At 34.2% G+C, this 25,915-nt stretch carries 25 protein-coding genes; 13 read left to right on the forward strand and 12 right to left on the reverse strand.

Annotated elements, in window-relative coordinates; all coding sequences use genetic code 11:
- Positions 1–32: 32 nt before the first annotated feature.
- Together U9M49_RS01555 and U9M49_RS01560 are read left to right on the forward strand one after the other, a co-directional pair.
- Positions 33–1,484, forward strand: a complete 1,452-nt coding sequence (locus tag U9M49_RS01555; protein ID WP_095369723.1) for an ATP-binding protein — start codon at positions 33–35, stop codon at positions 1,482–1,484.
- A gap of 122 nt (positions 1,485–1,606) precedes the next feature.
- A complete protein-coding gene (locus U9M49_RS01560; protein WP_224937820.1) occupies positions 1,607–2,188 on the forward strand; it encodes a metalloregulator ArsR/SmtB family transcription factor in 582 nt (193 codons plus the stop codon).
- A 173-nt stretch (positions 2,189–2,361) separates the two neighbouring features.
- On the opposite strand, the gene U9M49_RS01565 is transcribed toward U9M49_RS01560, so the two are convergent.
- Complete coding sequence (locus tag U9M49_RS01565; RefSeq protein WP_322909193.1) at positions 2,362–3,150, reverse strand: carbon-nitrogen family hydrolase; 789 nt, start codon at positions 3,148–3,150, stop codon at positions 2,362–2,364.
- Between the two features lie 277 nt (positions 3,151–3,427).
- Here U9M49_RS01565 and U9M49_RS22655 point away from each other — a divergent pair, with 277 nt between their 5' ends.
- Positions 3,428–3,640, forward strand: a complete 213-nt coding sequence (locus U9M49_RS22655) for an aspartyl-phosphate phosphatase Spo0E family protein (protein ID WP_380043309.1) — start codon at positions 3,428–3,430, stop codon at positions 3,638–3,640.
- 2 nt (positions 3,641–3,642) lie between these two features.
- On the opposite strand, the gene U9M49_RS01570 is transcribed toward U9M49_RS22655, so the two are convergent.
- The 3 genes from U9M49_RS01570 to U9M49_RS01580 all read right to left on the reverse strand — a co-directional run bounded on the left by U9M49_RS01570 (position 3,643) and on the right by U9M49_RS01580 (position 7,641).
- Positions 3,643–4,377: a ZIP family metal transporter gene (locus tag U9M49_RS01570; protein WP_095369719.1), complete on the reverse strand. Its 735-nt coding sequence runs from the start codon at positions 4,375–4,377 to the stop codon at positions 3,643–3,645.
- 154 nt (positions 4,378–4,531) lie between these two features.
- Entirely contained in the window at positions 4,532–5,755 is a 1,224-nt protein-coding gene (locus tag U9M49_RS01575) for an MFS transporter (RefSeq protein ID WP_095369718.1), read from the reverse strand.
- A gap of 389 nt (positions 5,756–6,144) precedes the next feature.
- Positions 6,145–7,641, reverse strand: coding sequence for an ATP-binding protein (locus tag U9M49_RS01580; protein ID WP_095369717.1), 1,497 nt, complete (start codon positions 7,639–7,641; stop codon positions 6,145–6,147).
- Between the two features lie 139 nt (positions 7,642–7,780).
- Here U9M49_RS01580 and U9M49_RS01585 point away from each other — a divergent pair, with 139 nt between their 5' ends.
- Positions 7,781–8,215 (forward strand): MarR family winged helix-turn-helix transcriptional regulator, encoded by a 435-nt coding sequence (locus tag U9M49_RS01585; protein WP_095369716.1) that lies wholly within the window; start codon positions 7,781–7,783, stop codon positions 8,213–8,215.
- 254 nt (positions 8,216–8,469) lie between these two features.
- Positions 8,470–10,164 (forward strand): M3 family oligoendopeptidase, encoded by a 1,695-nt coding sequence (locus U9M49_RS01590; protein WP_095369715.1) that lies wholly within the window; start codon positions 8,470–8,472, stop codon positions 10,162–10,164.
- A gap of 60 nt (positions 10,165–10,224) precedes the next feature.
- On the opposite strand, the gene U9M49_RS01595 is transcribed toward U9M49_RS01590, so the two are convergent.
- Positions 10,225–12,366, reverse strand: a complete 2,142-nt coding sequence (locus U9M49_RS01595; protein ID WP_095369714.1) for an ATP-dependent Clp protease ATP-binding subunit — start codon at positions 12,364–12,366, stop codon at positions 10,225–10,227.
- A 185-nt stretch (positions 12,367–12,551) separates the two neighbouring features.
- Between U9M49_RS01595 and U9M49_RS01600 the strand changes: the two genes are divergently transcribed.
- Positions 12,552–13,595 (forward strand): hypothetical protein, encoded by a 1,044-nt coding sequence (locus U9M49_RS01600; RefSeq protein ID WP_233435265.1) that lies wholly within the window; start codon positions 12,552–12,554, stop codon positions 13,593–13,595.
- Positions 13,596–13,612: 17 nt separating this feature from the next.
- Here the strand turns inward: U9M49_RS01600 and U9M49_RS01605 are convergent, their stop codons facing one another.
- From U9M49_RS01605 to U9M49_RS01615, 3 genes are all read right to left on the reverse strand, one after another.
- Positions 13,613–14,263, reverse strand: a complete 651-nt coding sequence (locus U9M49_RS01605) for a hypothetical protein (RefSeq protein WP_322909194.1) — start codon at positions 14,261–14,263, stop codon at positions 13,613–13,615.
- A gap of 149 nt (positions 14,264–14,412) precedes the next feature.
- A complete protein-coding gene (locus U9M49_RS01610) occupies positions 14,413–15,024 on the reverse strand; it encodes a CPBP family intramembrane glutamic endopeptidase (protein WP_307314702.1) in 612 nt (203 codons plus the stop codon).
- A gap of 342 nt (positions 15,025–15,366) precedes the next feature.
- Positions 15,367–15,549, reverse strand: a complete 183-nt coding sequence (locus U9M49_RS01615) for a YkvS family protein (protein ID WP_095369711.1) — start codon at positions 15,547–15,549, stop codon at positions 15,367–15,369.
- 248 nt (positions 15,550–15,797) lie between these two features.
- Here U9M49_RS01615 and U9M49_RS01620 point away from each other — a divergent pair, with 248 nt between their 5' ends.
- From U9M49_RS01620 to ptsP, 3 genes are all read left to right on the forward strand, one after another.
- A complete protein-coding gene (locus U9M49_RS01620) occupies positions 15,798–15,992 on the forward strand; it encodes a hypothetical protein (protein ID WP_307314814.1) in 195 nt (64 codons plus the stop codon).
- 111 nt (positions 15,993–16,103) lie between these two features.
- On the forward strand, positions 16,104–16,370 hold the full coding sequence (locus U9M49_RS01625) for a phosphocarrier protein HPr (RefSeq protein ID WP_095369710.1): 267 nt from the start codon (positions 16,104–16,106) through the stop codon (positions 16,368–16,370).
- A complete protein-coding gene (ptsP, locus tag U9M49_RS01630; protein ID WP_370873303.1) occupies positions 16,370–18,088 on the forward strand; it encodes a phosphoenolpyruvate--protein phosphotransferase in 1,719 nt (572 codons plus the stop codon). Before U9M49_RS01625 ends, ptsP begins: the two co-directional genes overlap by 1 nt.
- A gap of 270 nt (positions 18,089–18,358) precedes the next feature.
- On the opposite strand, the gene U9M49_RS01635 is transcribed toward ptsP, so the two are convergent.
- Both U9M49_RS01635 and U9M49_RS01640 read right to left on the reverse strand, forming a co-directional pair.
- Positions 18,359–18,583, reverse strand: coding sequence for a sulfurtransferase TusA family protein (locus tag U9M49_RS01635; protein WP_095369708.1), 225 nt, complete (start codon positions 18,581–18,583; stop codon positions 18,359–18,361).
- A 12-nt stretch (positions 18,584–18,595) separates the two neighbouring features.
- Positions 18,596–19,663: a YeeE/YedE family protein gene (locus tag U9M49_RS01640; protein ID WP_224937836.1), complete on the reverse strand. Its 1,068-nt coding sequence runs from the start codon at positions 19,661–19,663 to the stop codon at positions 18,596–18,598.
- 171 nt (positions 19,664–19,834) lie between these two features.
- Between U9M49_RS01640 and U9M49_RS01645 the strand changes: the two genes are divergently transcribed.
- Positions 19,835–20,284, forward strand: a complete 450-nt coding sequence (locus tag U9M49_RS01645) for a hypothetical protein (protein WP_095369706.1) — start codon at positions 19,835–19,837, stop codon at positions 20,282–20,284.
- Positions 20,285–20,357: 73 nt separating this feature from the next.
- Complete coding sequence (locus U9M49_RS01650; protein ID WP_322909195.1) at positions 20,358–21,233, forward strand: NAD(P)-dependent oxidoreductase; 876 nt, start codon at positions 20,358–20,360, stop codon at positions 21,231–21,233.
- 53 nt (positions 21,234–21,286) lie between these two features.
- Here the strand turns inward: U9M49_RS01650 and U9M49_RS01655 are convergent, their stop codons facing one another.
- The gene (locus U9M49_RS01655; protein WP_322909196.1) at positions 21,287–22,435 is read right to left on the reverse strand and encodes an aminotransferase A; all 1,149 of its coding nucleotides are present in this window, start codon (positions 22,433–22,435) and stop codon (positions 21,287–21,289) included.
- Between the two features lie 330 nt (positions 22,436–22,765).
- Between U9M49_RS01655 and U9M49_RS01660 the strand changes: the two genes are divergently transcribed.
- Positions 22,766–24,082 carry an MFS transporter gene (locus U9M49_RS01660; protein WP_095369703.1) on the forward strand — a complete coding sequence of 439 codons (1,317 nt, stop codon included), beginning with the start codon at positions 22,766–22,768 and terminating at the stop codon, positions 24,080–24,082.
- 84 nt (positions 24,083–24,166) lie between these two features.
- Positions 24,167–25,060 carry a chemotaxis protein CheV gene (locus tag U9M49_RS01665; RefSeq protein WP_095369702.1) on the forward strand — a complete coding sequence of 298 codons (894 nt, stop codon included), beginning with the start codon at positions 24,167–24,169 and terminating at the stop codon, positions 25,058–25,060.
- A 284-nt stretch (positions 25,061–25,344) separates the two neighbouring features.
- Here the strand turns inward: U9M49_RS01665 and U9M49_RS01670 are convergent, their stop codons facing one another.
- A complete protein-coding gene (locus tag U9M49_RS01670) occupies positions 25,345–25,836 on the reverse strand; it encodes a YkyB family protein (protein ID WP_180316977.1) in 492 nt (163 codons plus the stop codon).
- Positions 25,837–25,915 lie beyond the last annotated feature (79 nt).

Below are 25,915 nucleotides of genomic sequence, written 5' to 3' on the forward strand. Positions count from 1 at the left end.
GTAGAATAATTTGTTTTAGGGGGTAAGGTAGTTTGCCAACATCGAATAGTTCTTTTGAAAGACAAAAGTTGTTAGAAAAGCTCTCAAATGATGAAGGAATCTATTCAGAGCTCTTTATGGAAGCCATAGATGGAATCATCCTATGGGAGGATGGTGGTAATATTGTACATGCGAATGAATCAGCGTGTCGAATATTTGAAACTTCATATAATGAAATTACAAAATGTAAGATTGAAGATTTTGTTGTCGATAAAGATAAAAAGTACAAGGAAATCCTAAATGTATTATATAAAAGAGGGGCAATAAGAGATGAAATTCTATTCTTTATGCCTAACGGACAATCTAAGATTTTAGAATTTACAATGAAATTACAATCTTACACTGGTTTTCATATGGGTATTTTTCGTAATGTGAGTGAGCGAAACCAAATGGAACAAGAGTTAAGAAAGAGTGAATTGAAGTTTAGAAGAGTATTCGAGGGTACACTTGAAGGTATCATTTTATGGGATAACGAGGGAGTGGTACAAGACGTTAACCCTTCTGGAGAGAAAATTTTAGGGGCAAGTCGTGAAGAATTAATCGGAAAGTCGTTAAAACATATGATGGCTAGATTTTCTGGGAATTTAGATGAAATGAGAGAGATCATCACACAAATAACAATGAACGGTTCTTATGAAGGAAGGATACAACTACAAGGTAAGGGAAATGAAAATAAATTATTTGAGTATTTAGTCAACTATAATTTGTTTTCAGAGTTTACAATTTCTACATTTAAGGATATAACGGATAAAGTCGAAATGGAAGAAAGATTAAGAAAGTCTGATACACTGAATGTATTAGGACAACTTGCTGCAGGTATTGCTCATGAGGTGCGCAATCCAATGACTGCAGTAAAAGGATTTATACAATTGCTTGAGAACTCATTAAAAAAAGAATCTGATCATGATATGTATTTTAATATTATTTCAACGGAACTCGCAAGAATCGATTCTATTATTAATGAATTTCTTTTTTTAGCAAAACCACAGGCCGTGAGATATATGGAGAATGACATAATTAACATTATGCGCGAAACGGTTAAGTTATTAAATGCTCAGGCCCTACTGAATAATATCCAATTCCGTACTTATTATGAATATGGTTTACCAAAAATGATGTGCGAAGGAAACCAACTAAAAAAAGTTTTTATAAATATTATAAAGAATGCAATTGAAGTAATGCCGGATGGTGGATATATCACAATTACCATTAAACGTCTTGAGGATCAAACTGTAAGAATTTCAATTCAGGATGAAGGTGGAGGAATACCACAGGATAAGTTAGAAAAGCTAGGACAGCCATTTTATACTACAAAAGAAAGGGGAAATGGTCTTGGATTAATGGTTTCATATAAGATTGTTGATGAACATAATGGGGCAGTACAAGTGGAAAGTAGTGAGGGAGTAGGAACAACTTTTCATATTATTCTTCCTATGAATAATTAATTTTTTTAAAAATATAAGTAGGAAGAATGTAATTTATGTTTCAAAATTAGATATATATCTAATTAGATATATGTTAAAATGGATTTATTCATAACTGTTGTTAAGAAAAGGAGTGAAGGATTATGCAATTAAACCGCATTGTTGCTTTTCATAAAACCATGGGCGATCCAACGAGAATAAGAATTGTTTATTTGTTATCAAAAGGGCCATTACACGGACAAGCAATAGCAGGAAAGTTAGGATTAACACCACCAACGATTACACATCACCTTCATAAATTAAGGGATATTAATTTAGTTTATACAAGAAGAGAAAAAAATACGGTCTATTATTATTTAAACGAAAAGATTATTCTTCATCAAGCTGTTACATTAGAGAAAATCATTAGCCAAAAGGAGGAGTTAGAAGAAATGGAGCAAGACAACGCATATAGAAAGAAAGTACTAGACGCTTTTATTCAAACTGATGGAAAATTAAAATCTATTCCTGCTCAAAGAAAGAAAAAGCTTATCATTTTTGAACATATGGTAAAAGGGTTGAAAAAAGGTGTGAAATATGAAGAGAAAGAGATAAATGAATATATTAAAAATTTTCATGATGACTTTGCCACGATTAGAAGGGAATTTATTACGAATCAATATATGTATCGCGAGAATGGGATCTATGAAGTAAATCCACCAGAAATGTGGGCGAAAATAGAATAGTAGTAGTTGGCCTACTTTAGACGGCAAAATCCACTGTTGTGAGTGCTGGTTGGCCAAGTATAAAAGAAGCTGCGAACCTAATTTGGCTCTAAAAAATACGAGCAAATGCTGACAGATATATAACAGTATTTGCTCGTATTTGATTTTAGCTAGTCATGTATTTCTTGAAAATATTAATAAAATTCAGGTTTGCGATCATCGAAAACAGGGATGGTTTTCCTGACACGATCAACCTCCGAAAGATCAATCGTCGCTGTGACAATCTCCTCTTTTTCCGTACCACTTTCGAGAACTTCCCCCCAAGGATCAATGATCATCGAGTGTCCAGCGAATCTATTATTAGGATCCTGCCCTACACGGTTACAAGCAATCACATAACATTGGTTTTCAATCGCTCTTGCCCTTAATAATGTTTGCCAATGATCGACTCTTGGTTTTGGCCATTCTGCTACAACAAAAATAGCTTTGGTCCCGTTTAATGTATGTGCTCGAAACCATTCCGGGAAACGAATATCGTAACAAATCATACCGGCTACTTTCTCACCATTAATATTAAAGCTGCCTTTTTCTTCTCCCGCAGATAAAAATTTATGTTCATCCATTAATTTAAATAAGTGCATTTTATGATATTCTTGTAGCAATTCTCCGTTTTTATCAACTGAAATCATCGTATTAAAGTATTCCTTATCACGCTTAGTAGCAACTGATCCGCCTACGATATGGACTTGATATTTTTTTGCTAAGTTTTTTAAGAATTCAATTGTTTTTTCACCTTTAACATCAGCAGTGGACGACAAATTTTCTAGATCATATCCAGTTGTCCACATTTCTGGTAGGACAATAATATCTGGATATGGTTGAACTTCACAAGCTTCCTTTACTTTTATTTCTACATGCTTATAGTTTTCTTCAGGATGGCCAAATTGTATATCCATCTGTACACAAGCAATATGTAATTTCATCGTTAAAACTCCCTTAATTCAATCTTATTTATACTTTAAATATATACGATTTTTAAAAAGTTTACTACTGTTAATGATTTTAAGTACTTGTCGAAAAGTAATGCAAACTATTCTCAGAAAGTGTCGAATCATGTTGATATAAAAAAAGATTGTCTTATTTTGCGAATCTATTTACTTTTATAAAAATTCTTGTAATAATTTCTCAAGTAGACAAAAAATAATCGAAAGCAGGACAAATTTAGGAGGAGAAAAGTTGAAGTTAAATCAAAGGGAATTATTGGACAAGATTCAAATGAAAAGAGAAATTATGATGAAATGTGCGTGGAAAGTAGGTATTAATGACAAATTAACTATCCAGCATAGTCAGGAACTAGACATGCTTATATATGAATATCAGAAGGCAAAAATAAACTCCGAGCCCCGTAGGACCCGAGAATTTAAGTTGAATATTAAACAATACCATGTAAATATAAAAACCAAAGCTGTATGAAATTAAAAAAGGTCAATTAATAAGATCATGAAAAGTAAACCAATGATAAAAGAATAGGTAGATGTTCTTTCATGACCATCTCCATGGCTCTCTGGGATTAATTCCTTATAAATAATAAATAGCATGGCTCCTGCGGCAAATGAGAGCCCATAAGGGACAAGTGAAGCAACATAAGAGGTTAAATAAAATCCTAATAAGCCTGTGAAAATTTCAATTGTACCTGTTAAAGTGGCAACAATAAATGCTTTAAGTCTACTAATTTTTTGGTTGACCAAAAATAAAGCAACTAAGAATCCTTCAGGTGCATTTTGCAAACCAATGGCAAATGCAATTAAATTACCAGTGTCTCCTCCGTTTTCGGACGCATAACTAACACCAACAGAAAGTCCTTCTGGAATGTTATGAAGTGTAATAGCAGCAACAATTAACATCGCTTTTTCATCAAATTCAATCCCTTTTTTGTTATGAGCGATGTCAATATGTGGAATGTTTTTTTCTAGCAATGTTAAAGTTAAAACCCCTAGAAAAATTCCTACGACTAATGGTAAAAACCCTCCTGCATTTAATGCCTCTGGAATAAGACTCATTGTTGAAGCAGCCATCATAATACCTGCAGTAAATGCGAGTAATATATCACGCCATTTATGTGTCATCGATTGGCCAATAAACAAAATAATCAATGCACCAAGTCCTGTAGACATAGCTGAAAGGATTGTTCCATATAGCACTTCTGTCATTTTATAAATCACCTCTTTAGAATCATCCCTGATTTTTATCAATAAGATGCAGTAATCATTTAGCCTAGTATATGCATAATTAAGGAAAGAGGTCATATAAAAAATGTGACCTCTTCTTTAATGTCAATTATGAATAGTAACTAACATTCATTAATCATTCATTCCATTCAGCAATTTTTTGATCTGATGGTAATGATAGGGTGAGGAACCCGATTAAAGGAAGTAACCCAGTGAACATCATCGTCTGGTTTATACCAACCCAGTCACTTAAATAACCTAATGCAATCGATCCAATTGCACCCATTCCAAATGCAAATCCAACTGTTAAGCCAGACATCATACCGATTTTACCAGGTACTAATTCTTGTGCATAGACAACTGTTACAGAAAAGCTAAGCATCAGTATAAAGCCTGTAAGTGCCAAAAATACAAACGCAATACTAGCTGGCACAAATGGAATGAGTATGGAAAATGGACAAGATAGGGCCAATGATAAAAATATAACTGTCTTACGTCCAAATTTATCTGCTAAAGGTCCTCCGAAGAAGGTACCAATAGCACCAGCTAATAAAAATACAAATAGCATTGTTTGTGCGCCGCTGATAGAGAATTCATAATTCTCAATTGCGTAAAAGGCATAAAAGTTTGTCATCCCAGAAACATACCAAGATCGGGCAAAAATAAGAATGAGCACAATAGCTAATGCTATTTTTACTGATTTAGTAAGTGGTTTATGTGCAGCTACCTTTTTCTTTGCCTTTTTATTAGCTGCTTGCAATCTTAGATTTTTAGCATACCAAATGGCAATATAGGCGAGAAAACAAACAGCTAAAAAAGCGGCAATAGTAAACCATAAAGCTCCTTTTTGTCCAAAAGGAACGAGTACCAAGGCGGTAATTAATGGGGCTAGCGATTGACCGCTATTTCCACCAACTTGATAAATGGATTGGGCTAATCCTCTTCTTGGACCAGCGGCCATGTAAGCAACTCTTGAGCCCTCAGGATGAAAAATAGCAGATCCTAATCCTATAAATATGACGGAAATGATAATCCATTCATACTTAGGCGCAAAAGCCAATCCAATGATACCGAATAAAGTAATGGTTAACCCAATGGGTAAGGCAAAAGGCATTGGTTTTTTGTCTGTCATGTTGCCAATAACAGGTTGAAGAACAGACGAAACAATATTTAATGCAAATGCAATCATTCCTAATTGGGTGAAACTTAGTCCCATTGATCTTTCTAAAATAGGGAACATTGCGGGGATTATCGCCTGAATGGCGTCATTTAGCAAATGACAAAGCCCAATAATAAATAAAATACGATAGCTAGTATTTCCTTGTTTAGGAAGGGCTTTAAGAGAAATAGCTTGGCTCATTGGAAGGACTCCTTTTATGTAATAATAATTCAATATACGAAATAATTATTGGAGTTAAATGAACAAAAATCAAGTCTTTCTTTAAAAAAATTGAAATATTCTAAAAGACATCCTTTTCAGTTACCATTTGTACTTCTATCCTCAAACATTAGTTGTATGTGAAATACAACTATTTTTCATCCTTTTTTATTTCTTATTGCTTGAAAGACTACGTATGTTAGAACTTAGTCGAATCCTATGACATTTAGCTATCATATAAAAAACAAAAAGTAGGAAATGGAAAAAATATAGGTTAATTCCTTTTTTATTAGCCTTTCCAGCAGAAGGAAACATATCCATCTTATAAGGGAAGCAAATCTTTTATAAGGCTTCCCTTATGATTGATATGTTTATGAATCAAATGAATGAGAATCTAGCGGTAAAATGATCGTCACAACTGTACCGTTAGAAGCACTACTTTCGATTGTGATTTCTCCCTTATTTGCTTCGACAATCCTTTTGCATACAACAAGTCCAAGACCTGTACCATAATCTTTAGAAGTGTAAAAAGGTTCAAAGATTCTGTCCATCTCTTTCTTTGGTATACCTACTCCAGTATCCTTAATGGTGAGATAACAATGATGAGCGCTTGTTGTGAGAGATATAGACAAATATCCATTACTACTCATTGACTCAAGAGCATTTTTGGCGATATTTAAAAACACTTGCTTCATTTGATCTTTGTTGCAATATATTCCTACGGGTTCTTCTGGTAAAGAATCTTCATAGTGGATATTGGCTAAGTTGGCTTCAGATTTAATAAGTGGTTCTAGTTCACGTATAATGTCTTGTACATAAATATGTTCTTTCTTTTCAATTGTCGGTTTCCCAAGAATAAGAAACTCACTAACGATTTCATTGATACGACTGATTTCATTATTTATAATAGAGAAATAATACTGATCTTCTTCTTGTTTATGTTTCTCTGATAATAATTGGATTAAACCTTTCACACCAGTAAGTGGATTCCTGATTTCATGGGCTGTACTTGCAGCTAAATTTCCGACTAGCTCTAGTTTCTGTATTTCATTTTCTTTCTCAGCATTTTTGGCATGTTTTTTTAACATGAAATATTTTATAAAGAAAAAGAAAATATGAAGTAATATAAAAAGGGGAAAGAAGAAGATTGCTGTACGCTTAAGTAAATTACCGCTAGCGACATCTGAAACACTCACTTCAATATTCCAAGGTAGACGATCAATTGGTAAAGTATAAACTTGATCATTCTTACCTATACCACCATTCATATTCATTATTTGCTTACCACTAGAGTTCGTAATGGAGATGGAAGCATCAGGAGTAAGCATCCTCATAATATTTTGCATGTAATCTACTCTTAAATGTGCACCTACAATTCTTTCTAGTTGGAAATTAACATCGAGAATAGGGTTTGCAATCCCGATGACCTGTTGTTCAGGTGTTAATGTTTCCACTTCTTCGGATATAATTAAATCATTCGTGCGCATAATTTCTTGGATATACGGATCATTATTAAAGTCATGATCCTTTAATAATTCTGATGTTCCTGTTTCGAAGGTACCTGTTGCGTCAAGGAGAAACATACTGCCATATCTCATGTCAGTTAATTGTGTGCTTCTTACTACTTCACGAACAGTTTCCATATCATTTTGAGCGTCAATTGATAATGCTAAAATATCTAATGTGGTAACTGTTTCAGAGATGAATTGATCCCAGTTTTTTTGATGAATGGTTGCAATCCACTTTGCGTCATTTAATCTTTCTGTTTCATCACGGTCTGTTACATAATGATAAATAGTAAGCATTCCTAGAATAGACGGCATAATAACTATAATTACATATAGGAAATAATTATTCTTTCTTTTCATTTTCTTTTTCTTCTCCATAAAATCGGATCCATGAGTATTTTTAGTAAAAATATAGAAATTGACAGTATGCTGTTCGTTACTTATAATTAGTTTGAATTCAATAATCTCTATTTTAAATTATTTTAGGAGGATTGGAGACATGACAGAATCTAGCCAATCACTCAAACTATATATTGTGCTTTCAAGAGCGAATAGAGCGATTAATGAAATTGTTAATCGTAAAATTCAAACCTATGGATTAAATCCAACTGAATTTGCTGTACTAGAATTACTATATCATAAAGGTAATCAACCTTTACAGCAAATAGGTGGTAAAATTTTGCTTGCTAGTGGAAGTATTACGTATGTAGTTGACAAATTAGAAAGTAAAGGGTATTTGCGAAGAGTTGCATGCCCGAATGATCGAAGAGTGACTTATGCTGAAATATCGGAAGATGGTAAGGCGTTTATTGAAGACGTATTTCCAGGCCACGAAGAGTATATTCATGAATTAATGAGTGAATTAGATGCAGAAGAAAAAGAGACAGCTATAAAATTAATAAAAAAACTCGGGTTATCTATTAGTAATCGATAAAAACGGTTCATACAGAATCGTTTTTTTCTTTTATTATAGAGTTGTGAACTTTAGTGAAGTAATTCTATGTTAAAAGAAAATTGAAAATTTCTAATTAAATTTAATCATTGTTGGTCGCTACTTAAGTCCTGAGCATAATTTAATAATAAATATGCAGGATTTTATAATCTATTATAGAAAGAGTTAACTTGCTTAAAATTTTTTTCTTCATGAAAAACATACAAATTAGCGATTATTACTTGGAGGTGTAGGGAATGAAATTTCCTGAATATGAATACAAAAGGCCGCAAATGGACAAAGCAAAAGTTCAATTTGATGCTGCACTACTGGCATTTAAACAAGCAAAAACAGCTGAGGAACAAATAGAAGCGATGAAAAAGATTAATCGTATACGAAATAAATTGTATACGATGTTAAATTTGGTTATGATCAGGCATTCGATTGATACGAATGATGAATTTTATCAACAAGAACAAGATTATACAGATGAGATAGGCCCAGAGATAGAAGGACTTAGTACACAATTTTACGAAGCACTAGTGCAATCTAAGTTTCGCGAAGAGCTCGAAAACAAATGGGGCAAACAGTTATTTGCTTTAGCAGATAGTGAATTGAAAACTTTCAAGCCGGTAATTGTACCATTACTACAAAAGGAAAATAAACTGACAAGTGATTATAATAAGTTGATCGCTTCCGCAAAAATAAATTTTGATGGCAAAGAATTAACATTAGCGCAGCTAGATCCATACATAGAATCGAAAGACCGCCAACTAAGGAAAGAAGCGAGTGCGGCTAAGTTCCAATTTTTGGCGGATAACGAACATAAACTAGACCAAATCTATGATGACTTAGTTAAAATAAGAACAGAGATTGCTCATCAATTAGGGTATGAAAACTTTGTTGAACTAGGGTATTATCGAATGCTTAGAATTGGATATGATGCCAATATGGTTGCAAAGTTTAGAAAACAAGTGGAAGAGTTTATTGTCCCGATGGTCGCTAAATTAAAAGAAAGACAGCGCGTAAGAATTGACGTGGATTCATTAAAGTATTTTGATGAACCGTTTAATTTTCTTTCTGGCAATCCAATGCCTAAAGGCTCTTCCGATTGGATTATTAATAAAGGGCAAACGATGTATCAAGAACTTTCACCAGAGACAGGCGAATTTTTTGATTTCATGATTGATAATGAATTAATGGACTTACTCGCGAAGAAGGGGAAAGAAAGTGGAGGCTATTGTACATTTATTGAGGATTACCAAGCACCATTTATCTTCTCTAATTTTAATGGGACATCAGGGGATATTGATGTTTTAACACATGAAGCAGGTCACGCTTTTCAAGTTTACGCAAGCAAAGGTTTTGAGATTCCTGAATATATATGGCCAACACATGAAGCGGCAGAGATACATTCAATGAGTATGGAGTTTTTCACTTGGCCATGGATGGATACGTTTTTTAAAGAAGATGGAGACAAATATCGCTTTGCCCATTTAAGCAGTGCCCTAATTTTCTTGCCTTATGGCGTAGCTGTTGATGAATTTCAGCATTGGGTTTATGAAAACTATCAAGCTACTCCAGCGGAAAGAAAAGCAGCATGGAGAAAGATTGAGAAAAAGTATATGCCTTATAAAGATTATGAAGACAACGAGTATCTAGAAAGAGGCGGTTATTGGCAAAGACAGGGCCATATTTATAGCTCGCCATTTTATTATATAGATTACACGTTAGCGCAAATTTGTGCCTTTCAATTTTGGCAAAAATCACAAGAGAACCATGAAGAAGCTTGGAATGATTATCTTCATTTATGTAAACTTGGCGGTAGCCAATCATTTACAGGATTAGTATCTGAAGCAAATCTGATTTCTCCTTTTGAAGATGGTTGTGTAGAATCCGTTGTTGGATCAATTGAGAAGTGGCTGAATCAAGTCGATGATAAAAAACTTTAAAGAATGATGTGGAAAAAAGGAGAGGCAACAAACCTCTCCTTTTTTGATGAAATTATCCTTTTATCGAATGACAATCATATCTTCTTTTAAAACTGCGGTTAATTCGCTTTGTTCTTCCTCATCAATAATTTTGTCTGCAATCTTATCTTCTAATTGTTCCTGAATGACCCTTCTGAGAGGGCGGGCACCGAATGCAGGGTGATAACCTAATTGTGCCAATTTTGCTTTTACCTCATCTGTCACACTTAGGTGTATATTAGATTGTGCTAAGATTAAATTCAATTCTTCTAATAGTAAATCAGTGATAATAAGAAGATGCTCTTTGGTTAATGATTTAAATTCAACAATATTGTCAACTCTGTTTAGAAATTCAGGTTTAAAGAATTGTCCTAATGAGTCGAGTATACTTGCTTCATTCCAAGCGTTGTTATCCGTTGCAAAGCCGACTTGGACTTCTTTTGTTTGAACACCGGCGTTACTTGTCATAATAATAACGGTTTCGTTAAAGTGTACAGTCCTACCTTGACTATCTGTTAAGCGACCATCTTCAAGTATTTGTAGAAAAAGGTGCTGCACATCGGGATGTGCTTTTTCAATCTCATCTAATAGGATAATGCTATACGGATTTCTACGTACTTTCTCTGTTAATTGTCCTGCTTCTTCATGACCAACATATCCTGGAGGAGAACCAATAATTTTCGCTACACTATGTTTTTCCATATATTCACTCATATCAAGTCTTATCATAGATTCTTTTGTACCGAATAATTCTTCAGATAATGTTTTCGTTAATTCTGTTTTACCAACACCTGTTGGTCCGACAAATAAAAACGATCCGATAGGTCGATGTTTAGATTTAAGACCTGCACGACTTCTTCTAATAGCTTTTGCTACTTTTTCGACTGCTACTTCTTGGCCAATAACTTTACGGTTTAGATTTTCTTGTAAATGTTTCATCTTAGATTGTTCATCTGTCATTAATTTTCCGATTGGTATACCGGTTTTATCTTCAATGATTTTTTGGATATGTTCGACTTCTACTTTCGCTCTTTCTCTTGTGTTTGAACCAAGAGCCTTCTCCAATTCTGTTTCTTTATCTCTTAATTGAGCTGCTTCTTCATACCTTTCTTCTTTAAGCAACTGTTCTTTTTGCTTTGCTATTTCTTTTAAACGCAATTCAATATCCTCATCAGATGAAACACCTAATGTTAGGTTTAATTTTGAGCCAGCTTCATCCATAAGGTCAATTGCTTTATCTGGTAAGAAGCGGTCTTGAATATATCTTGACGATAGTTCTACACAAGCTGTGATGGCTTCCTCTGTATAAATAACATCATGGAAGCTTTCATAATTGTCTTTTAATCCTTCGAGGATATGTCTTGCTTCCTCTAAACTTGGTTCTTTGACGTGAACTGGTTGGAATCGTCTTTCTAATGCTGCATCTTTTTCTATTTTTCTATATTCAGAAAGAGTAGTTGCCCCAATTAATTGCATCTCACCACGTGCTAGTGCAGGTTTTAAAATATTGCTAGCATCCATTGATCCTTCAGCTGAACCCGCACCAACTAATAAATGGATTTCATCAATAAAAAGGATTATGTTTTTTCGTGTTTGTACTTCATTTATTAGTTGTTTCATTCTTTCTTCAAATTGACCTCTAATACCTGTATTCGAAACAAGGGAGGCCACATCTAACAAGTAAACTTCTTTATTGAGTAATTTCTTTGGTACATCACTATTAGCTATTTTTAGTGCAAACCCCTCAGCGATAGCTGTTTTCCCCACACCGGGTTCACCGATTAATACTGGATTGTTTTTACTTCGTCTATTTAGTATTTCAATTACTCGTGCTATTTCTTTATCTCGACCAATCACGGGATCAATGAGACCCGCTCTAGCCATTTGCGTTAAGTTTTTAGCGAATTGATCAATGAATCCACCACTACCACTTTGTTTTCTTTGAGATGGTTCATTCGGTTGTTGACTTTGATGATGAGCATTTTGCTCATTTGTCAATTGTTTAAAAAGATCATCGAATGGTATAAAACCTGAGAAACCATTCATCGTCGGACCAAAGGCAGGAAGAGATTGTTTTTCATTCTCGTAACAGCTTTGACAAAGACGAATGGTTGTCTCCTTACCATTAATCGCATATCTCATATTGACATTCGCTTCATTTTGTTTGCATGCTTGACATTTCATTAAAGTTTCCTCCTTTTGACTTTGACTAACTTTGACCTTATGAATACAGTATACTTTGACCTTATTTGACTTTCAAGTATTTTGATTATCTTTTTTATTAAAATTAGAAAAAAGGTATTCCGTAAGAAAAAGCTCGTCTTTGTTTGTCCTTCTTTACATATATTGTGGAGAAGGAGGAGATCGACTTGACGAAAATTAATTGGGGAGCTTCCTTTCAAATCGCAGCAGTTTATGTAGGGACTGTTGTTGGCGCAGGGTTTGCAACTGGGAGGGAAATCGTCGAATTCTTTTCGAGATTTGGTTTTATTGGTTTAATTGGGATTTTAATGAGTGGATATATATTTGTGTTTTTAGGATCAAAACTAATGATCATTGCTGCAAAAATAAATGCAAGATCTTTTCAAGAGTTAAATACACATTTGTTTGGAAAGCATTTTGGTTTAATTATCAATGGATTAATGCTCATCATGTTATTAGGTGTCTGTGCTGTTATGCTTTCAGGTGCAGGTGCTGTGTTTGAAGAACAACTAGGGTTATCTAAATCAATTGGTGTGGTATTTACAATTGCTTTATCAATTATAACAATGCTTGTAGGTATAAAAGGATTATTTGCCGTAAACGTTGTTGTCGTTCCTATGATGATCAGTTTTAGTTTCATCTTATTGTTTTTCTCTATTCAACAGCCTTTCTTTTTAGAAAATATTTTATATATTCCTTTTGCTGAGGATGGTTGGAAATCAGTTGTATCTCCATTTACGTATGCCGCATTTAATTTAATGTTAGCGCAAGCTGTGTTAGTTCCAGTTGCTTCGGATATTAAAGATATACATACGATTAAATGGGGAGGATATTTTGGTGGGATTGCACTAACAATGATTTTAGTTTCTAGTCATTTGTCATTGGTGAATATTCCTAATTTAGAAAGTTACGAAATCCCTATGGCAGCTATTATGAAGTCACTTGCGTCTTCAATATATTGGATATTCGTATTTGTTATTTATGGTGAAATATTTACTTCAGTAATTGGAAACGTTTTTGGAGTGGAAAGGCAAATTCGGCAATATTTTAATATTCCTACGGTTGTAACAGTGATTGGGATTTTTACCATCTGCTATTTTGGTTCATTCATTGAATATGGAGAACTGCTTTCCTATTTATATCCTTTATTTGGTTATATTAGTTTAACATTTATCATCTTATTATGGATGAAAAAAGAGACTGACAGCTAGGACAGTCTCTTTTTTTATTAATTTGTATGAATCGTTTTTGCCATTTCTATAAAAGCATCTTTATAGTTAGTATCTTCATTCTTATTAAATAAAGTCAGCTTTACTTGGGCTGAATCATTGTGGATAATAAATGCCGTTACTGTATCGGTTTCAGATGAAGCTTCCATCATAACAGCATCTTTGAAAAAGTCATCTTGAGGAAGAGAAGGATGCTCTACTTCTTCGTTAACAGATTGAAGTTGGATCATTGTATTCTCCTCAAGTTGTTTCATGTCTACTTCTTCAGGAAGTACCTCAATTCGCATAAACACCTCAGATTGATCATTTAAATGAAGGATATCTTTATTTGGTTCCTCTGCAGTTAAGGTGAAATCAGGTAAAACATGTAAAGAAAACGCTTGATTGTCACTTTCTTTAAGAAAAGCAGTTTCTTCTTTTGTTTCACCGTCTATTTCATATGATAAATTTTCCTCCATCACGCGAATTTCATTTTCACTTTTTTGGCTATCTTCTTTGTTTTCATTTTGATTTTGATCTTCATCTACTTCTTCATTTGGTGGATTACTATTATTATTTTCACCATTGCCATTGTCTGTTTCTGATGTTCCGCATGCTGCTAATAGAAAGATAGCTAAGGGAACAGTTAACAATTTTAAAAAGTTCTTCAAAACAAATTTCCTCCCTAAGTTACGTGATCAAAGCATTAGACGAGAAATGCTGCCTACTTGTTACAATTTTCCTCTAATAATTTTGGATGGAGCTAATAGCTAAGAAATAGTAAATATATGCTTACGACTATTTTACAAAATCTTTCTGGTTATACTAGAGGAAAGAATACAAAAAGGAGCAAGGAAAATATAATATGTGAAGTGATAAGTAAAACAATGCTTCTTTTCCAAAGGTAAATGGTTCCCCAATATAATCCTGCTATTAATGCTGCCAGTACCAGAGCCCATGAGCCTGAATAAAACTGTACAGAAGCAAAAAGAATAGAAGAGATGCCAACAGCAAGAAAACCATTGGTATAGTTCATTACCCTCTTTTGTACAAATCCACGCCAGAAAATTTCTTCACCTGGAGCGAAAAGAACTATTAATAACAAATACTGCCATATATTCTTAGCTCCATAATAACTATAGAGCTTTGCAACAGGTTCTGTGATCGAGAGGCCAATAAAACTTAATCCTGTATAACCTAACCAAAAAATGCCATATAGAAAAACCCCTGATAAAGTACCCCATAATAAGTTTTGGGTAAAGGTTTCTTGATGATCTAGTTCTATACTTATAATGGCAAAACTAATAAGAAATAACATGGTGGCACTAAAGATATACCAGAAGATTGATTTGTCCTCAAATGTGAAATACATTAGTACATGTGCAAGGACGATCCCGACAATTAAGCGAATGTCAGGTGAATTCTTACGCATTTCATATAACCCCTTTCATGCAAGCCAATCATTATTCTATCAAAAAAGCAGTAAAAAAAATATGATTATCTCATTTGAGGATTATATTTATGACGAATATATGTCAAAGAGAAAGAAAAGGTTGAGTATATAGGTAGAACTGGAGTAGAGAGATGGTATGGGTGATAACTATATATTCTGTCTGAAGGAACTAGATGTTAGCATCGCAACTTTCATTGATGTAGGAGTAGCAGAAACAAAAAAATCCAAACAAATCTGAATTCTTATGAAGGAATTCACTTTGTTCGGACTTTTCTTTTTAATGAAATGTCGATTATTTTATAGTTATTTCTCGGATTTATATTAATTTTCTTGGACAATTTTATAGTTTTTATGATTTACTACTGTCCTGTGTTCTAATTCTAAATCTCTGTAGTTTTCCATATAGCTCAAGTCAACGATGACGGAGTTCTCATTTACTTTTTCGACAATGCCTCTTAAGCCATCTCTAAATTCAATAATGTTTCCAACTTCAGCTTTTTTCACATAAATTGCCCCTTTTCTTTCCAATTTTTTTGTTAATAACCATTTTGCACTAAAACTGTTTATTCGTAAAGGAATTTACACTAATAATACGAAAAATACAACCCCTTTTGTGTGAAGCGTCTACATTTTCCACCTTTGCTGTCATCCATAGTTCTTACGTTGATTTATAGATATAACCTAAATCTATTTGATTCTCTTTAAAAGAGCGCATTTTTTTTATAAAATAGAAGGAAGCAGAGGTGAATAATATGGATGCATCATCAATAGATGAAATCATAAACAAATTAAAGAACAAAGAGATTGAAGAGTACTATGTGAAAAAAGAAGATTTTTTAACTTTTCGCTCCGTCATTGTAAAAAGGGAAGATTTTAAATACATTAGAGGAATTGCACAAAGAGGTGGGGATGTTATTTATCAATATTTAACTGAACCTAGAAGTTAAAAAAGGTTTGTTTTTTATACATGTGATATAGTAAAAGAATCCTAAAAAATATGTTATTCTAATGGATATCTATATTACATATAAGAGTGATGAAAAAGGAGATCGATGAAAATGATAGAGAAAAAATTTATTGTAACTTCACCAACAGGAATTCATGCTAGACCAGCCACACAATTGGTGCAAACAGCGAGCAGATTTACTTCAGATATTCAATTAGAGTATAAAGAGAGAAAAGTAAATCTAAAATCGATTATGGGTGTAATGGCATTAGCAGCTGGCAAAGGTGCGGAAATTACTATTATCGTTGATGGTAACGATGAAGAGGCAGCTATTGAACAACTTGCTACAATGCTTAAAGAAGAAGGTCTTGCGGAATAATGGCTTTCTTACAAGGGATACCTGCATCAGAAGGAATCGCTATTGCAAAAGCTTTTCGCTTTGAGCCAATTGATGTGAAGATCGAGTGTAAAAAGGTCGAAAACAGTACGATAGAAGTTAACCTTTTTTATGAAGCACTCGAAAAAACCGTTGATGAACTAAAGCAAATTAAAGAGCATGCGAGTACCGAGGCAGGAATTGAAAATGCTACAATTTTTGATGCACATCTTCTTGTTTTGAGGGATCCGGAATTAATTGAACCAGTGATAGATCGGATAATGAAGAAACAGTATAATGCAGAATTTGCTGTGAAAGAAATAACCGATCACTATATTCATTTATTATTACAAACTGAGAACGAGTATTTAAAAGAAAGAGCAGCAGACATTAAAGATGTTGCCAATCGATTGCAGGCACATCTTTTAGGGATACCTGTTTTTGACCCAGCCATGGTGACGGAAAATGTAATTATTGTATCCGAGGATTTAACACCATCAGACGCAGCACTTTTGAATCCTAGCAAAGTGAAAGGGGCAGTGACAAATGTGGGAGGTAAAACCTCTCACGCTGCCTTCATTGCCCAATCACTTAATATTCCCTCTGTTGTGGGTACAAAAACGGCCTTAGGTGATATCGAGAATGGTGATGTACTTGTCGTTGATGGGTATACTGGTATCGTTCATATTAACCCGACGCCTGAATTGATTGAAGAATATGAAAAGAAACAGGAACAGACTTTAAGAGATTTGTCCGAACTATCTTGGTTAGCAAAAGAAAGAACGATTTCACTCGATGAGCAATATTTCTCTATTGTTGGAAATATCGGTAGTATGGAGGAAGCAAAAGGGGTTATCGAGCATGGGGGAGAAGGAATCGGCTTATTTAGAACCGAGTTTCTTTTTATGGAAAAAAAGCAATTACCGACTGAGGAAGAACAATTTCACGTTTATAAATCGGTTCTAGAGTCTATGGATGGCAAACCGGTAGTTGTTCGAACTATTGATATCGGTGGCGATAAAGAACTGCCATATCTAAAATTATCAAAAGAAATGAACCCTTTTTTAGGCCTACGAGGAATACGCTTCTGTTTAGGTGAACAATCAATTCTACGGACACAGTTACGCGCATTAATAAGGGCAAGTGCGTTTGGAACATTAAAGATTATGTTTCCTATGGTTGCTGTAATTGAAGAGTTTAGACAAGGCAAGCTTATGTTCAAAGAAGAATGTGAGAAACTGATAGAAGAAGGGGTAGAGATTGGTCATATAGAACTTGGTATGATGGTCGAAATTCCAGCTACGGCACTAATGATTGAGGCATTTGCAAAAGAAGTTGACTTTATCAGTATTGGTACAAATGATCTCATTCAGTATACATTGGCTGCCGATCGATCTAATGAGCAGGTTTCGTATTTATATCAACCTTACCACCCTGCTATTTTACGACTCATCAAAAATGTCATTGATGCTGCCCATAAAGAAGGGAAATCCGTCAGTATTTGCGGTGATATGGCGGGCAATGAGGTCGCAATACCATTATTAGTGGGAATGGGCTTAGATGAGTTCTCTGTTCACTCAGCAGCCATTATTAAGACCAGAGCGCATATACGTAAGTTAAATAAGGCAGAGATTGAGAAAAAAATAGATATTCTCCTTAATTTGCCGAATGCTGTTGAAATTGAATCGGCACTAGAGAATTTTTTCTATAAAAAGTTATAAAAAATGGTTTAGGTTCTGACTGATGCGGGTAATTCTTAAATATGCACTTAAGAAAACCTTAAGTCAGCTAAATCATTCTCATTTTCCCCTTATTAGCTAGCCGATTGGCTAGCTTTTCTTTTGTTCTAAATATGGTGTATTAGGGTAATTATGTGAGGATATTTTTTATCTGTTCAATAAGAGTATATGGTAGATAAAAAAACCGAACAAAGGTATTGTTCGGTTCAATAATTTTGCTAAAAACTTATTAGTTACAACGATTTTATTGATTTATTTCTTTTGAATTGTGATTGTCCAAGCTGCATCTCCAAGTTGTTCATAGTTGGTTACTTGGTGACCAGCTTCTGCAGCCCAGCGTGGAAGACTTTCAGTTGCTTGTGTACAATCAAATTGAATAATTAGTTCATCTCCTGATTGGATCGATTCAATTGCAGACTTTGCTTCCACTAATGGAAATGGACAAACTTGACCCATTACTTCTAATGTTTTTTGCATGTTTGTTTCCCCCTATACAGCTTGTTGTGATGTCGTACTTTGAGAAGCACGTCTTTTCTGTGGTCTAACATAGACAAAGTAGGCAGCGGTCCAAGTACCTAAAATAATAAATAAGAGACCGATCCATCCTTGCCATGTCATCATTGAAGTCATTACTAGTCCATTGCCTATTGAACAGCCACCGGCAAGGCTAGCTCCAAACCCCATCAATAATCCACCAATAAAACTATTTATACCTGTTTTTTTATCAGGCATTCTAAAACGAAATTCTTTGCTGCCTTTGGCTGCGATAAATGATCCTATGAAGATTCCTAATACAAGAAACACTCCCCAGTTAATAAATGCAGCATCACCAATCACTAAATATTGTAGAATGTTAGCAGATGGTGTTGTAATGCCTAAACCAAACATTCTACCTGTAGCAGCGCTTAGTGGCCATGCAAGGAGAGCGATTAGCCCAACAAGAATTGCAGTGACAAATGGATGCCATCTTTTTTCAAACAATAAATGGCTAAGTCCAGTACGTTTAGGTTTTAAAGATGGTATCGCAATTTTTGGCTTTCTAAGCTCTCGATAAACAAGACCGCCAGTTATAAGTAATAAAGCGATAATGAAAATCCAGTTGCTTATACCAAATGTAGCAGCAATTGAGTTTTCCGGTAAAGTAATTGAACTTATTTCTGTATTTAAAGGTGCGAGTACGCCTGTTTTCATAACCGCAGCCATTACCATATAAGCGAACAGAGCAATCCAGCTACCTAGTAAACCTTCTCCCGCTCGATACCATGTACCAGTCGCACAACCACCTGCTAATACGATGCCGATACCAAATACAAAAGAACCAAAGATAACTCCTAACCAAGCGAAATTACCAGCAGTGAAATCGATGATTCCTAATTGAATAAGAGTAAACACGCCAATACTTTGCACGCAAATAGCAATGAGTAAGGCATAAAACATTCGATTATCTTTTGCGATGAACATATCACGGAAGCCCCCTGTTAAACAGAAGCGCCCACGTTGCATAACAAAGCCTAATAACGCACCGCAAATCAATCCAGTTATTAACATTTGTATCATATTTATCCCCTCTAATTCCGAGTAAACTTATAAGCCTTTACGAATTATGATGATAAAGGATAGACAGAAATATTGTCAAGGGTTTTTTAAATAAATGAAAATAGATGTATGAATAATTGTTGTTAAGTTTGACAATAACTGGATTAATCGTATCTGGAAGGGGAGTAGAAAATGTTGAGTCGTCGAATATTTATCGTATGCCTTCTCTTTTTTCTTAGTGGATGTACGAGTAATGATCAGCAATCAATTATTAATCATCACGCAGATGCTTTATTGACGAAAACAAATGAATTACAATTTAGATTTCAGTTAAATGATAAAGTGTTATTAGAAGAAGAAGCTTATGTCATTAAAGTCAATATTCATAATAAAGAACTAGCCTTAGCTTTAGGGGCAGATGAAATCTTTTATGGTAATGAAAACGGGCAAGCGGTAGAAGTGATTGAACCTGAAGGGAATAAAGATTTCTTCATCTATATGGAACCCATACCACTACAAAAAGATTTACATGTTTTTGACATTGAAAATATGATTGAGAATCAAGCAGTTTCTATCGAAATAATCAATAATGAGCATAGTGTGGCGAAGGGTTATTTAACTCATTTTTCTTCACAACTTTGATAAACCGTTATCTTTCAAATAGTAAATATAAATGATAGAATAATCAATATATTTATTTTGAAGGAGAGAGAGAATGAATAAAGAAGAGACGAAGATTGGTTTTATTGGTACAGGAGTGATGGGGAAGAGTATGGCTCTCCATTTGATTAAAGCAGGCTATACAGTCCTGGTCTATTCACGTACAAAAGAAAAAGCAGCTCAATTAATATCTCAAGGGGCTAGTTGGATTCATTCACCTAAAGAATTAGCCAAGCAAGCAAACATTGTTATTACTATGGTTGGCTATCCTGATGATGTGAAATCAATCTATCTAGGTGAAGAAGGATTAATTGAAAATGCAAATCCACATACTTATTTAATCGATATGACAACGTCAATGCCTACTCTTGCGAAAGAAATTGCTGAAAGGGCAAAACAAAAAGAGATTTATGCAATTGATGCGCCTGTTTCAGGTGGAGATATAGGTGCTAAAAGTGGAAAATTGTCTATTATGGTGGGTGGTGAAGCTACTGCCTATCAGGCAATTTTACCAATTCTAAAATATATGGGCGAAAACATTGTCTATCAAGGAGTTGCTGGAGCTGGACAACATACAAAAATGGCCAATCAAATAGCAATAGCCTCGAATATGATCGGTGTTTGTGAGGCGATTATTTATGCAGAAAAAGCAGGATTAAATAGTGAGAACGTATTAAAAAGTATCACTAGTGGGGCAGCTGGGAGCTGGTCACTTTCTAATCTTGTCCCACGAATGATTTCTGGTGATTTCTCTCCAGGTTTTTATATAAAACACTTTATTAAAGATATGACAATTGCCTTAGATGAAGCGGAAAAAATGGGAATGGAAACACCTGGCCTAAGGTTAGCGCGAGAAATGTATGAAAAATTAGCTGCTGAAGGAGAAGGGGATAGTGGAACACAGGCATTATATAAATATTGGGAAAGATAGTTTTTTATAAAAAGAAAAGCTTTGTCGGCAGGAAGTGGGCCGACAAAGCTTTTTTATTGTTTTTCAAGAAAAGAAGCTAATCGATTTAAACCCTCTTCCAATGTAGTCATTGAATAGGCAAAAGATAATCTAAAATAACCTTCCCCGTAAGAGGAGAAAGCACTGCCAGGCACGACAGCGACACCTGATTGCTTCACTAATTGTAAACAAAAATCGAATGAGGATATTTGTTTCGATGGAATTTTTACAAAAAAGTAAAACGCTCCGTTCGGTTTAACCACCTCAAGATTCATCGCTTTTAGGCGCTGAAAAACATAATCCCGTCTTTTCTTATATTCTTCCTTCATGGGGAGAGCATCATCTATCCCTTTTGTTAATGCTTGTAGCGCAGCCATTTGCGAGATAGATGAGGCGCAAGTCACATTATATTGATGAACTTTTAAGATATGCTTAGCTATTTTCTCTGGAGCAAATAATAACCCGATTCGCCATCCAGTCATGGCATGTGATTTTGATAAGCCGTTAATGACAATGGTTTGCTCTTTTAATATTGAGCCAATGGAGAAATGTTGCGAATCAAAGCTTAACTCACTATAAATTTCATCTGCAACAATAAAAATATCTTTTCCTCTTATTAGATGCGCAATCTCTTCGATTTCACCTTTAGATAAACTGACACCAGTTGGATTTGATGGGTAAGGTAAAATAATTGCTCTTGTGTTTTCATTGATAAGAGGAAGTATGACGCTTGCTGTCATTTTGAATTGATTTTTTGTTATATCTGCATAGACGGGTGTTGCCCCGCAGAGGCGAATAATAGGCTCATAGCCGGGATAAACCGGGCCAGGAAGAATAACCTCACAATTTTCATCTAATATTGTTCTTAAAGTAATATCTATTGCTTCACTAGCTCCTGAAGTAACAATCACTTCAGTTGATTCATCATAATCTAACTGATATTTTTCTTTAACAAAATTAGTTGCTGCTGCTCTTAATTTCAAATCGCCCGCATTATGTGTATACGATGTATAATCTTCATCAATCGCTAATTTAGCTGCTTCTTTTACATGTGTGGGTGTGGAAAAATCAGGTTGTCCGATAGTCAAAGAAATCATATCTTTTGTATCTGAGACCATATTAAAGAATTTTCTAATACCCGAAATTTCAATGGATTTAACTTTTGGATTAACTAAATGTTCCAATGGATTCACCTCAAATTAAAAATAATGAGAACGGTTCAAACATATTTATATGTAGTGTAGTTATACAAACCATTTGCGAAAAAAGATTTATTTTAATTGATTTTGTTGTCTTTCTACATTGATTCTTTTCCGAATACATGGTTTTATCTCTTTATTGTACAAAAGTTTTCCTATAGGATAAACCTTTTTCTTATGTAGCTTTATTTACAATTTCTTAACTGCTAATAAATAAGGTTTTAGAAAAAAGAGATAAAATAAATTCTAAAAAATGGTATGATGAAAGAAAAAATTACCTAATTTTAATTTGCAAATGTAGAGGGGAGAATGAGAGTGGAAATAGAAAGAGGATTAAAAAAGAAAAAAGGAAATCAATCGTGGAAGGCATATTTAACCTTACCCATTATTTCATGGGCATTATATGATTTTGCCAATACGATTTTTTCCTCCAATATTAATACCATTTTTTGGCCATTTTATATGCAGGAAATTATCGGGAATAATGAAGTACAAGAACAATTAGCGAATACTTTTATTGCTTACGCGAATTCAATAGCCAGTTTTTTATTGGTGATTTTTAGCCCATTGTTTGGTGTCCTCATTGACAGAACAGGGAGAAAGAAAAAATATATCGTTATCTTTACCTTGTTATCTGTAAGCTTTACCATTTTAATGGGCATATTTGCAGAGGTAAATTTGACAAGTACCATCATGGGTGTTCCTTTGTATTTAGCCCTCGTAATAGTCTCATTTATTATAGCGAAGTTTTTCTTTCATTCAAGTCTTGTTTTCTATGACACGATGATAGCTGATTTAGGGAAAAAAGAAGATGTTCCTCTTATATCTGGATTTGGTGTTGCTATAGGATATTTAGGTACATTACTAGGGTTAACTGTATATTTATATGTAGGAAACAGTGATTTCCATCATGCTTTTATTCCAACTGCCATTTTATTTTTATTATTTTCATTACCTTTATTCTTTTTTATAAAAGATAATCCGAAAAAAGTACAGGTCGAAAACAAAGCTTCTTTCTTGTCAGGATATAAGGAGATTTATAAAACTTTTAAAGAAATAAAATCACATCGGGTAATTTTTACATTTATGATTGCTTACTTTTTCTTAAATGATGCCTTAGCAACAACAATCGCAATGATGGCACCTTATGCGAGCACCATTGTTGGCTTTTCTGCAGGAGAATTTATCCTACTGTATTTAGTTTCAACTGTATCAAGTATTATTGGCTCTTTTATTTTCGGTTATATTACCAAATCAGTTGGTGCTTATCGGGCCATTAGATATGTGAGTCTGCTCCTATTAGTTGCTTTAATAATCGGTACTTTTGCCGTTAATGCCTGGATGTTCTGGATAGCTGGTAGTATGTTTGGAATCGCTCTAGGATCCATGTGGGTAACATCGAGAACTTATATTGTCGAACTTACACCAGAAGATAAGAGAGGCCAGTTTTTTGGATTATTCGCGTTTTCCGGCAAAGTCTCATCGATTATTGGCCCGTTTATTTTCGGAACGATTACGTATCTGCTTGCTTCTCACGGTAGTATAGCTAGTAGGTTTGGGATGGGCTCCTTAATCGTCTTAACGCTAGTGGGATTATTCTTCTTAAATAGGATTAAGCCTGAAGAGAACTAAAAATCTACTTCTTCTTATCTATACTTATTGTTTTTAGCCGATATAAGCTAAGGGTAAGAAAAAGATTGAGAGGAAGACGTTTATATGATTTCAGAGAGACAATCAGTTGTAGAAAGCGGCATGAATGAACTAGAAATAATTGAATTCAAAGTAAATAATCAACATTATGGAATGAATGTTTATAAGGTGAAAGAAATTGTTGCACCATTGGCGATTACGCCTATTCCACATGCCCATCCATTTATTTTAGGGATTACACAACTAAGAGGTGAAGTTTTGCCCGTTATTAGCTTAAGAAATGCATTGGTTTCCAATCAAGACTCGTATACACAAATTGTTAAAGATGACAGTAGTTTTCTCATTGTAGAGTTTAATAAGCAAAAGGTAATATTTCACGTAGATGAAGTAAGGCAGATTCATCGTCTGTCATGGGATCAAATTGAAAAACCTGATGATATTTATAATAATGATAATAGTTATACACTTGGCGTAGTAAAACAATCAGAAAATATGATTCTAATGCTTGATTTTGAAAAAATCCTGACTGATATCAATCCCAATATTGGTTTCTCCAAAGATGATTTACAAGCGGATATTGCTGGTGATAAAAAGAATGCGAGAATTGTTATTGCTGAAGATTCCCCAATGCTACGCAGTATATTAAAAGAAACATTAAATAAGGCTGGCTTTCAGCAGTTACTTTTCTTTGAAAATGGAGAAGAATGTTATAACCATTTAGCATCTGATAAAAATAAAGTCGATCTTGTTATTACTGATATTGAAATGCCATTAATGAATGGTCATTTTCTGACAAAATATATTAAGCAAGATAGTAAACGGCAATCCACACCTGTAGTTATTTTTTCATCGCTTATTACGGAAGATCTTCTACATCAGGGAAAGAAGGTTGGTGCAGATGCACAAGTAAGTAAGCCTGATATCCAAAACCTTGTAAACGTCATTTTAGAGTTATTGTAAATAAAGTGACAGGTGCACATTATTGCTTGGCATTTTCTCATTTACTTGTTTGTTTAAGCTTAGAATTTAATTAGATTCCATTTTTATCTCTAGTAGAATTGGATTTTCTCCAATATAAAAACCGAACCATTTGCTGTGACCTCACGTAAGTAGACAGGTTAAGATATCTGAATACTTACGGGAGAGCGCCAATTGGTTCGGGTTTTTTGGTGTATAGCTTTGTTTAGGTAGAATAAACTAGACTTCAATCACTTCATTTTTATTTAAAAAGGTAAGGTACTATTTTAGAAGTAGGATTCCCCTAGTTTTTTAAATACAGGTTTTTCATATTTATTTGATTTACGATTATTTGGATGATGTTGGCCTTCTTTTAAACCGGTATAAGTCATGAGTAGCTTTTTGGCTTGGCTTAAAGAAATAGAGGAGCGTGGATTTCTTACTGACGAGTCCAGGTTTCCTAAATGGGGCAACGCTGTAAAATCCATTTTTGAAGGTGGTAAGTGAAAGGTGTAGGCACCACACTTAATTAATACGTCTGATTGTTGTTGGCTATTTTTTGGGTTTCGTGAATAATGTAGACCAATCTTTTTTGCTTTACCCTCCTTCAGAAGTTTTTGTAGCGAATCATGTTTCACTTTATATAAAAACTTCGGATTTGGAGCCGTTTTGGCGTGACGGTTAACGGTGAAGATTGCTTGTGAGAGGTTTTCTACCGTTGGTTTTAACTGAGGGTGGTGCTCATTGCTTGCAGAGTTCAATTGAAGTACTCCTTTCATATTTTAGAAAAAATTAAATTATTAGTATACATTATACCCCTTTTTAAGGAAATACAAAAGGGTAAGTTCAAATACGCTA

Origin of the sequence: Cytobacillus sp. OWB-43 (assembly GCF_034651445.1) — a bacterium.
GTDB classification, from domain to species: domain Bacteria; phylum Bacillota; class Bacilli; order Bacillales; family Cytobacillaceae; genus Cytobacillus; species Cytobacillus kochii.

What these genes read in the sequence shown, in the direction of transcription:
- U9M49_RS01560 (WP_224937820.1), top strand. Translation starts at nt 1,607, where the DNA reads ATGCAATTAAACCGCATTGTTGCTTTTCATAAAACCATGGGCGATCCA.
- U9M49_RS01565 (WP_322909193.1), bottom strand. Translation starts at nt 3,150, where the DNA reads ATGAAATTACATATTGCTTGTGTACAGATGGATATACAATTTGGCCAT.
- U9M49_RS01570 (WP_095369719.1), bottom strand. Translation starts at nt 4,377, where the DNA reads ATGACAGAAGTGCTATATGGAACAATCCTTTCAGCTATGTCTACAGGA.
- U9M49_RS01575 (WP_095369718.1), bottom strand. Translation starts at nt 5,755, where the DNA reads ATGAGCCAAGCTATTTCTCTTAAAGCCCTTCCTAAACAAGGAAATACT.
- U9M49_RS01580 (WP_095369717.1), bottom strand. Translation starts at nt 7,641, where the DNA reads ATGAAAAGAAAGAATAATTATTTCCTATATGTAATTATAGTTATTATG.
- U9M49_RS01585 (WP_095369716.1), top strand. Translation starts at nt 7,781, where the DNA reads ATGACAGAATCTAGCCAATCACTCAAACTATATATTGTGCTTTCAAGA.
- U9M49_RS01590 (WP_095369715.1), top strand. Translation starts at nt 8,470, where the DNA reads ATGAAATTTCCTGAATATGAATACAAAAGGCCGCAAATGGACAAAGCA.
- U9M49_RS01595 (WP_095369714.1), bottom strand. Translation starts at nt 12,366, where the DNA reads ATGAAATGTCAAGCATGCAAACAAAATGAAGCGAATGTCAATATGAGA.
- U9M49_RS01610 (WP_307314702.1), bottom strand. Translation starts at nt 15,024, where the DNA reads ATGCGTAAGAATTCACCTGACATTCGCTTAATTGTCGGGATCGTCCTT.
- U9M49_RS01620 (WP_307314814.1), top strand. Translation starts at nt 15,798, where the DNA reads ATGGATGCATCATCAATAGATGAAATCATAAACAAATTAAAGAACAAA.
- U9M49_RS01625 (WP_095369710.1), top strand. Translation starts at nt 16,104, where the DNA reads ATGATAGAGAAAAAATTTATTGTAACTTCACCAACAGGAATTCATGCT.
- ptsP (WP_370873303.1), top strand. Translation starts at nt 16,370, where the DNA reads ATGGCTTTCTTACAAGGGATACCTGCATCAGAAGGAATCGCTATTGCA.
- U9M49_RS01635 (WP_095369708.1), bottom strand. Translation starts at nt 18,583, where the DNA reads ATGCAAAAAACATTAGAAGTAATGGGTCAAGTTTGTCCATTTCCATTA.
- U9M49_RS01640 (WP_224937836.1), bottom strand. Translation starts at nt 19,663, where the DNA reads ATGATACAAATGTTAATAACTGGATTGATTTGCGGTGCGTTATTAGGC.
- U9M49_RS01645 (WP_095369706.1), top strand. Translation starts at nt 19,835, where the DNA reads ATGTTGAGTCGTCGAATATTTATCGTATGCCTTCTCTTTTTTCTTAGT.
- U9M49_RS01650 (WP_322909195.1), top strand. Translation starts at nt 20,358, where the DNA reads ATGAATAAAGAAGAGACGAAGATTGGTTTTATTGGTACAGGAGTGATG.
- U9M49_RS01665 (WP_095369702.1), top strand. Translation starts at nt 24,167, where the DNA reads ATGATTTCAGAGAGACAATCAGTTGTAGAAAGCGGCATGAATGAACTA.
- U9M49_RS01670 (WP_180316977.1), bottom strand. Translation starts at nt 25,836, where the DNA reads ATGAAAGGAGTACTTCAATTGAACTCTGCAAGCAATGAGCACCACCCT.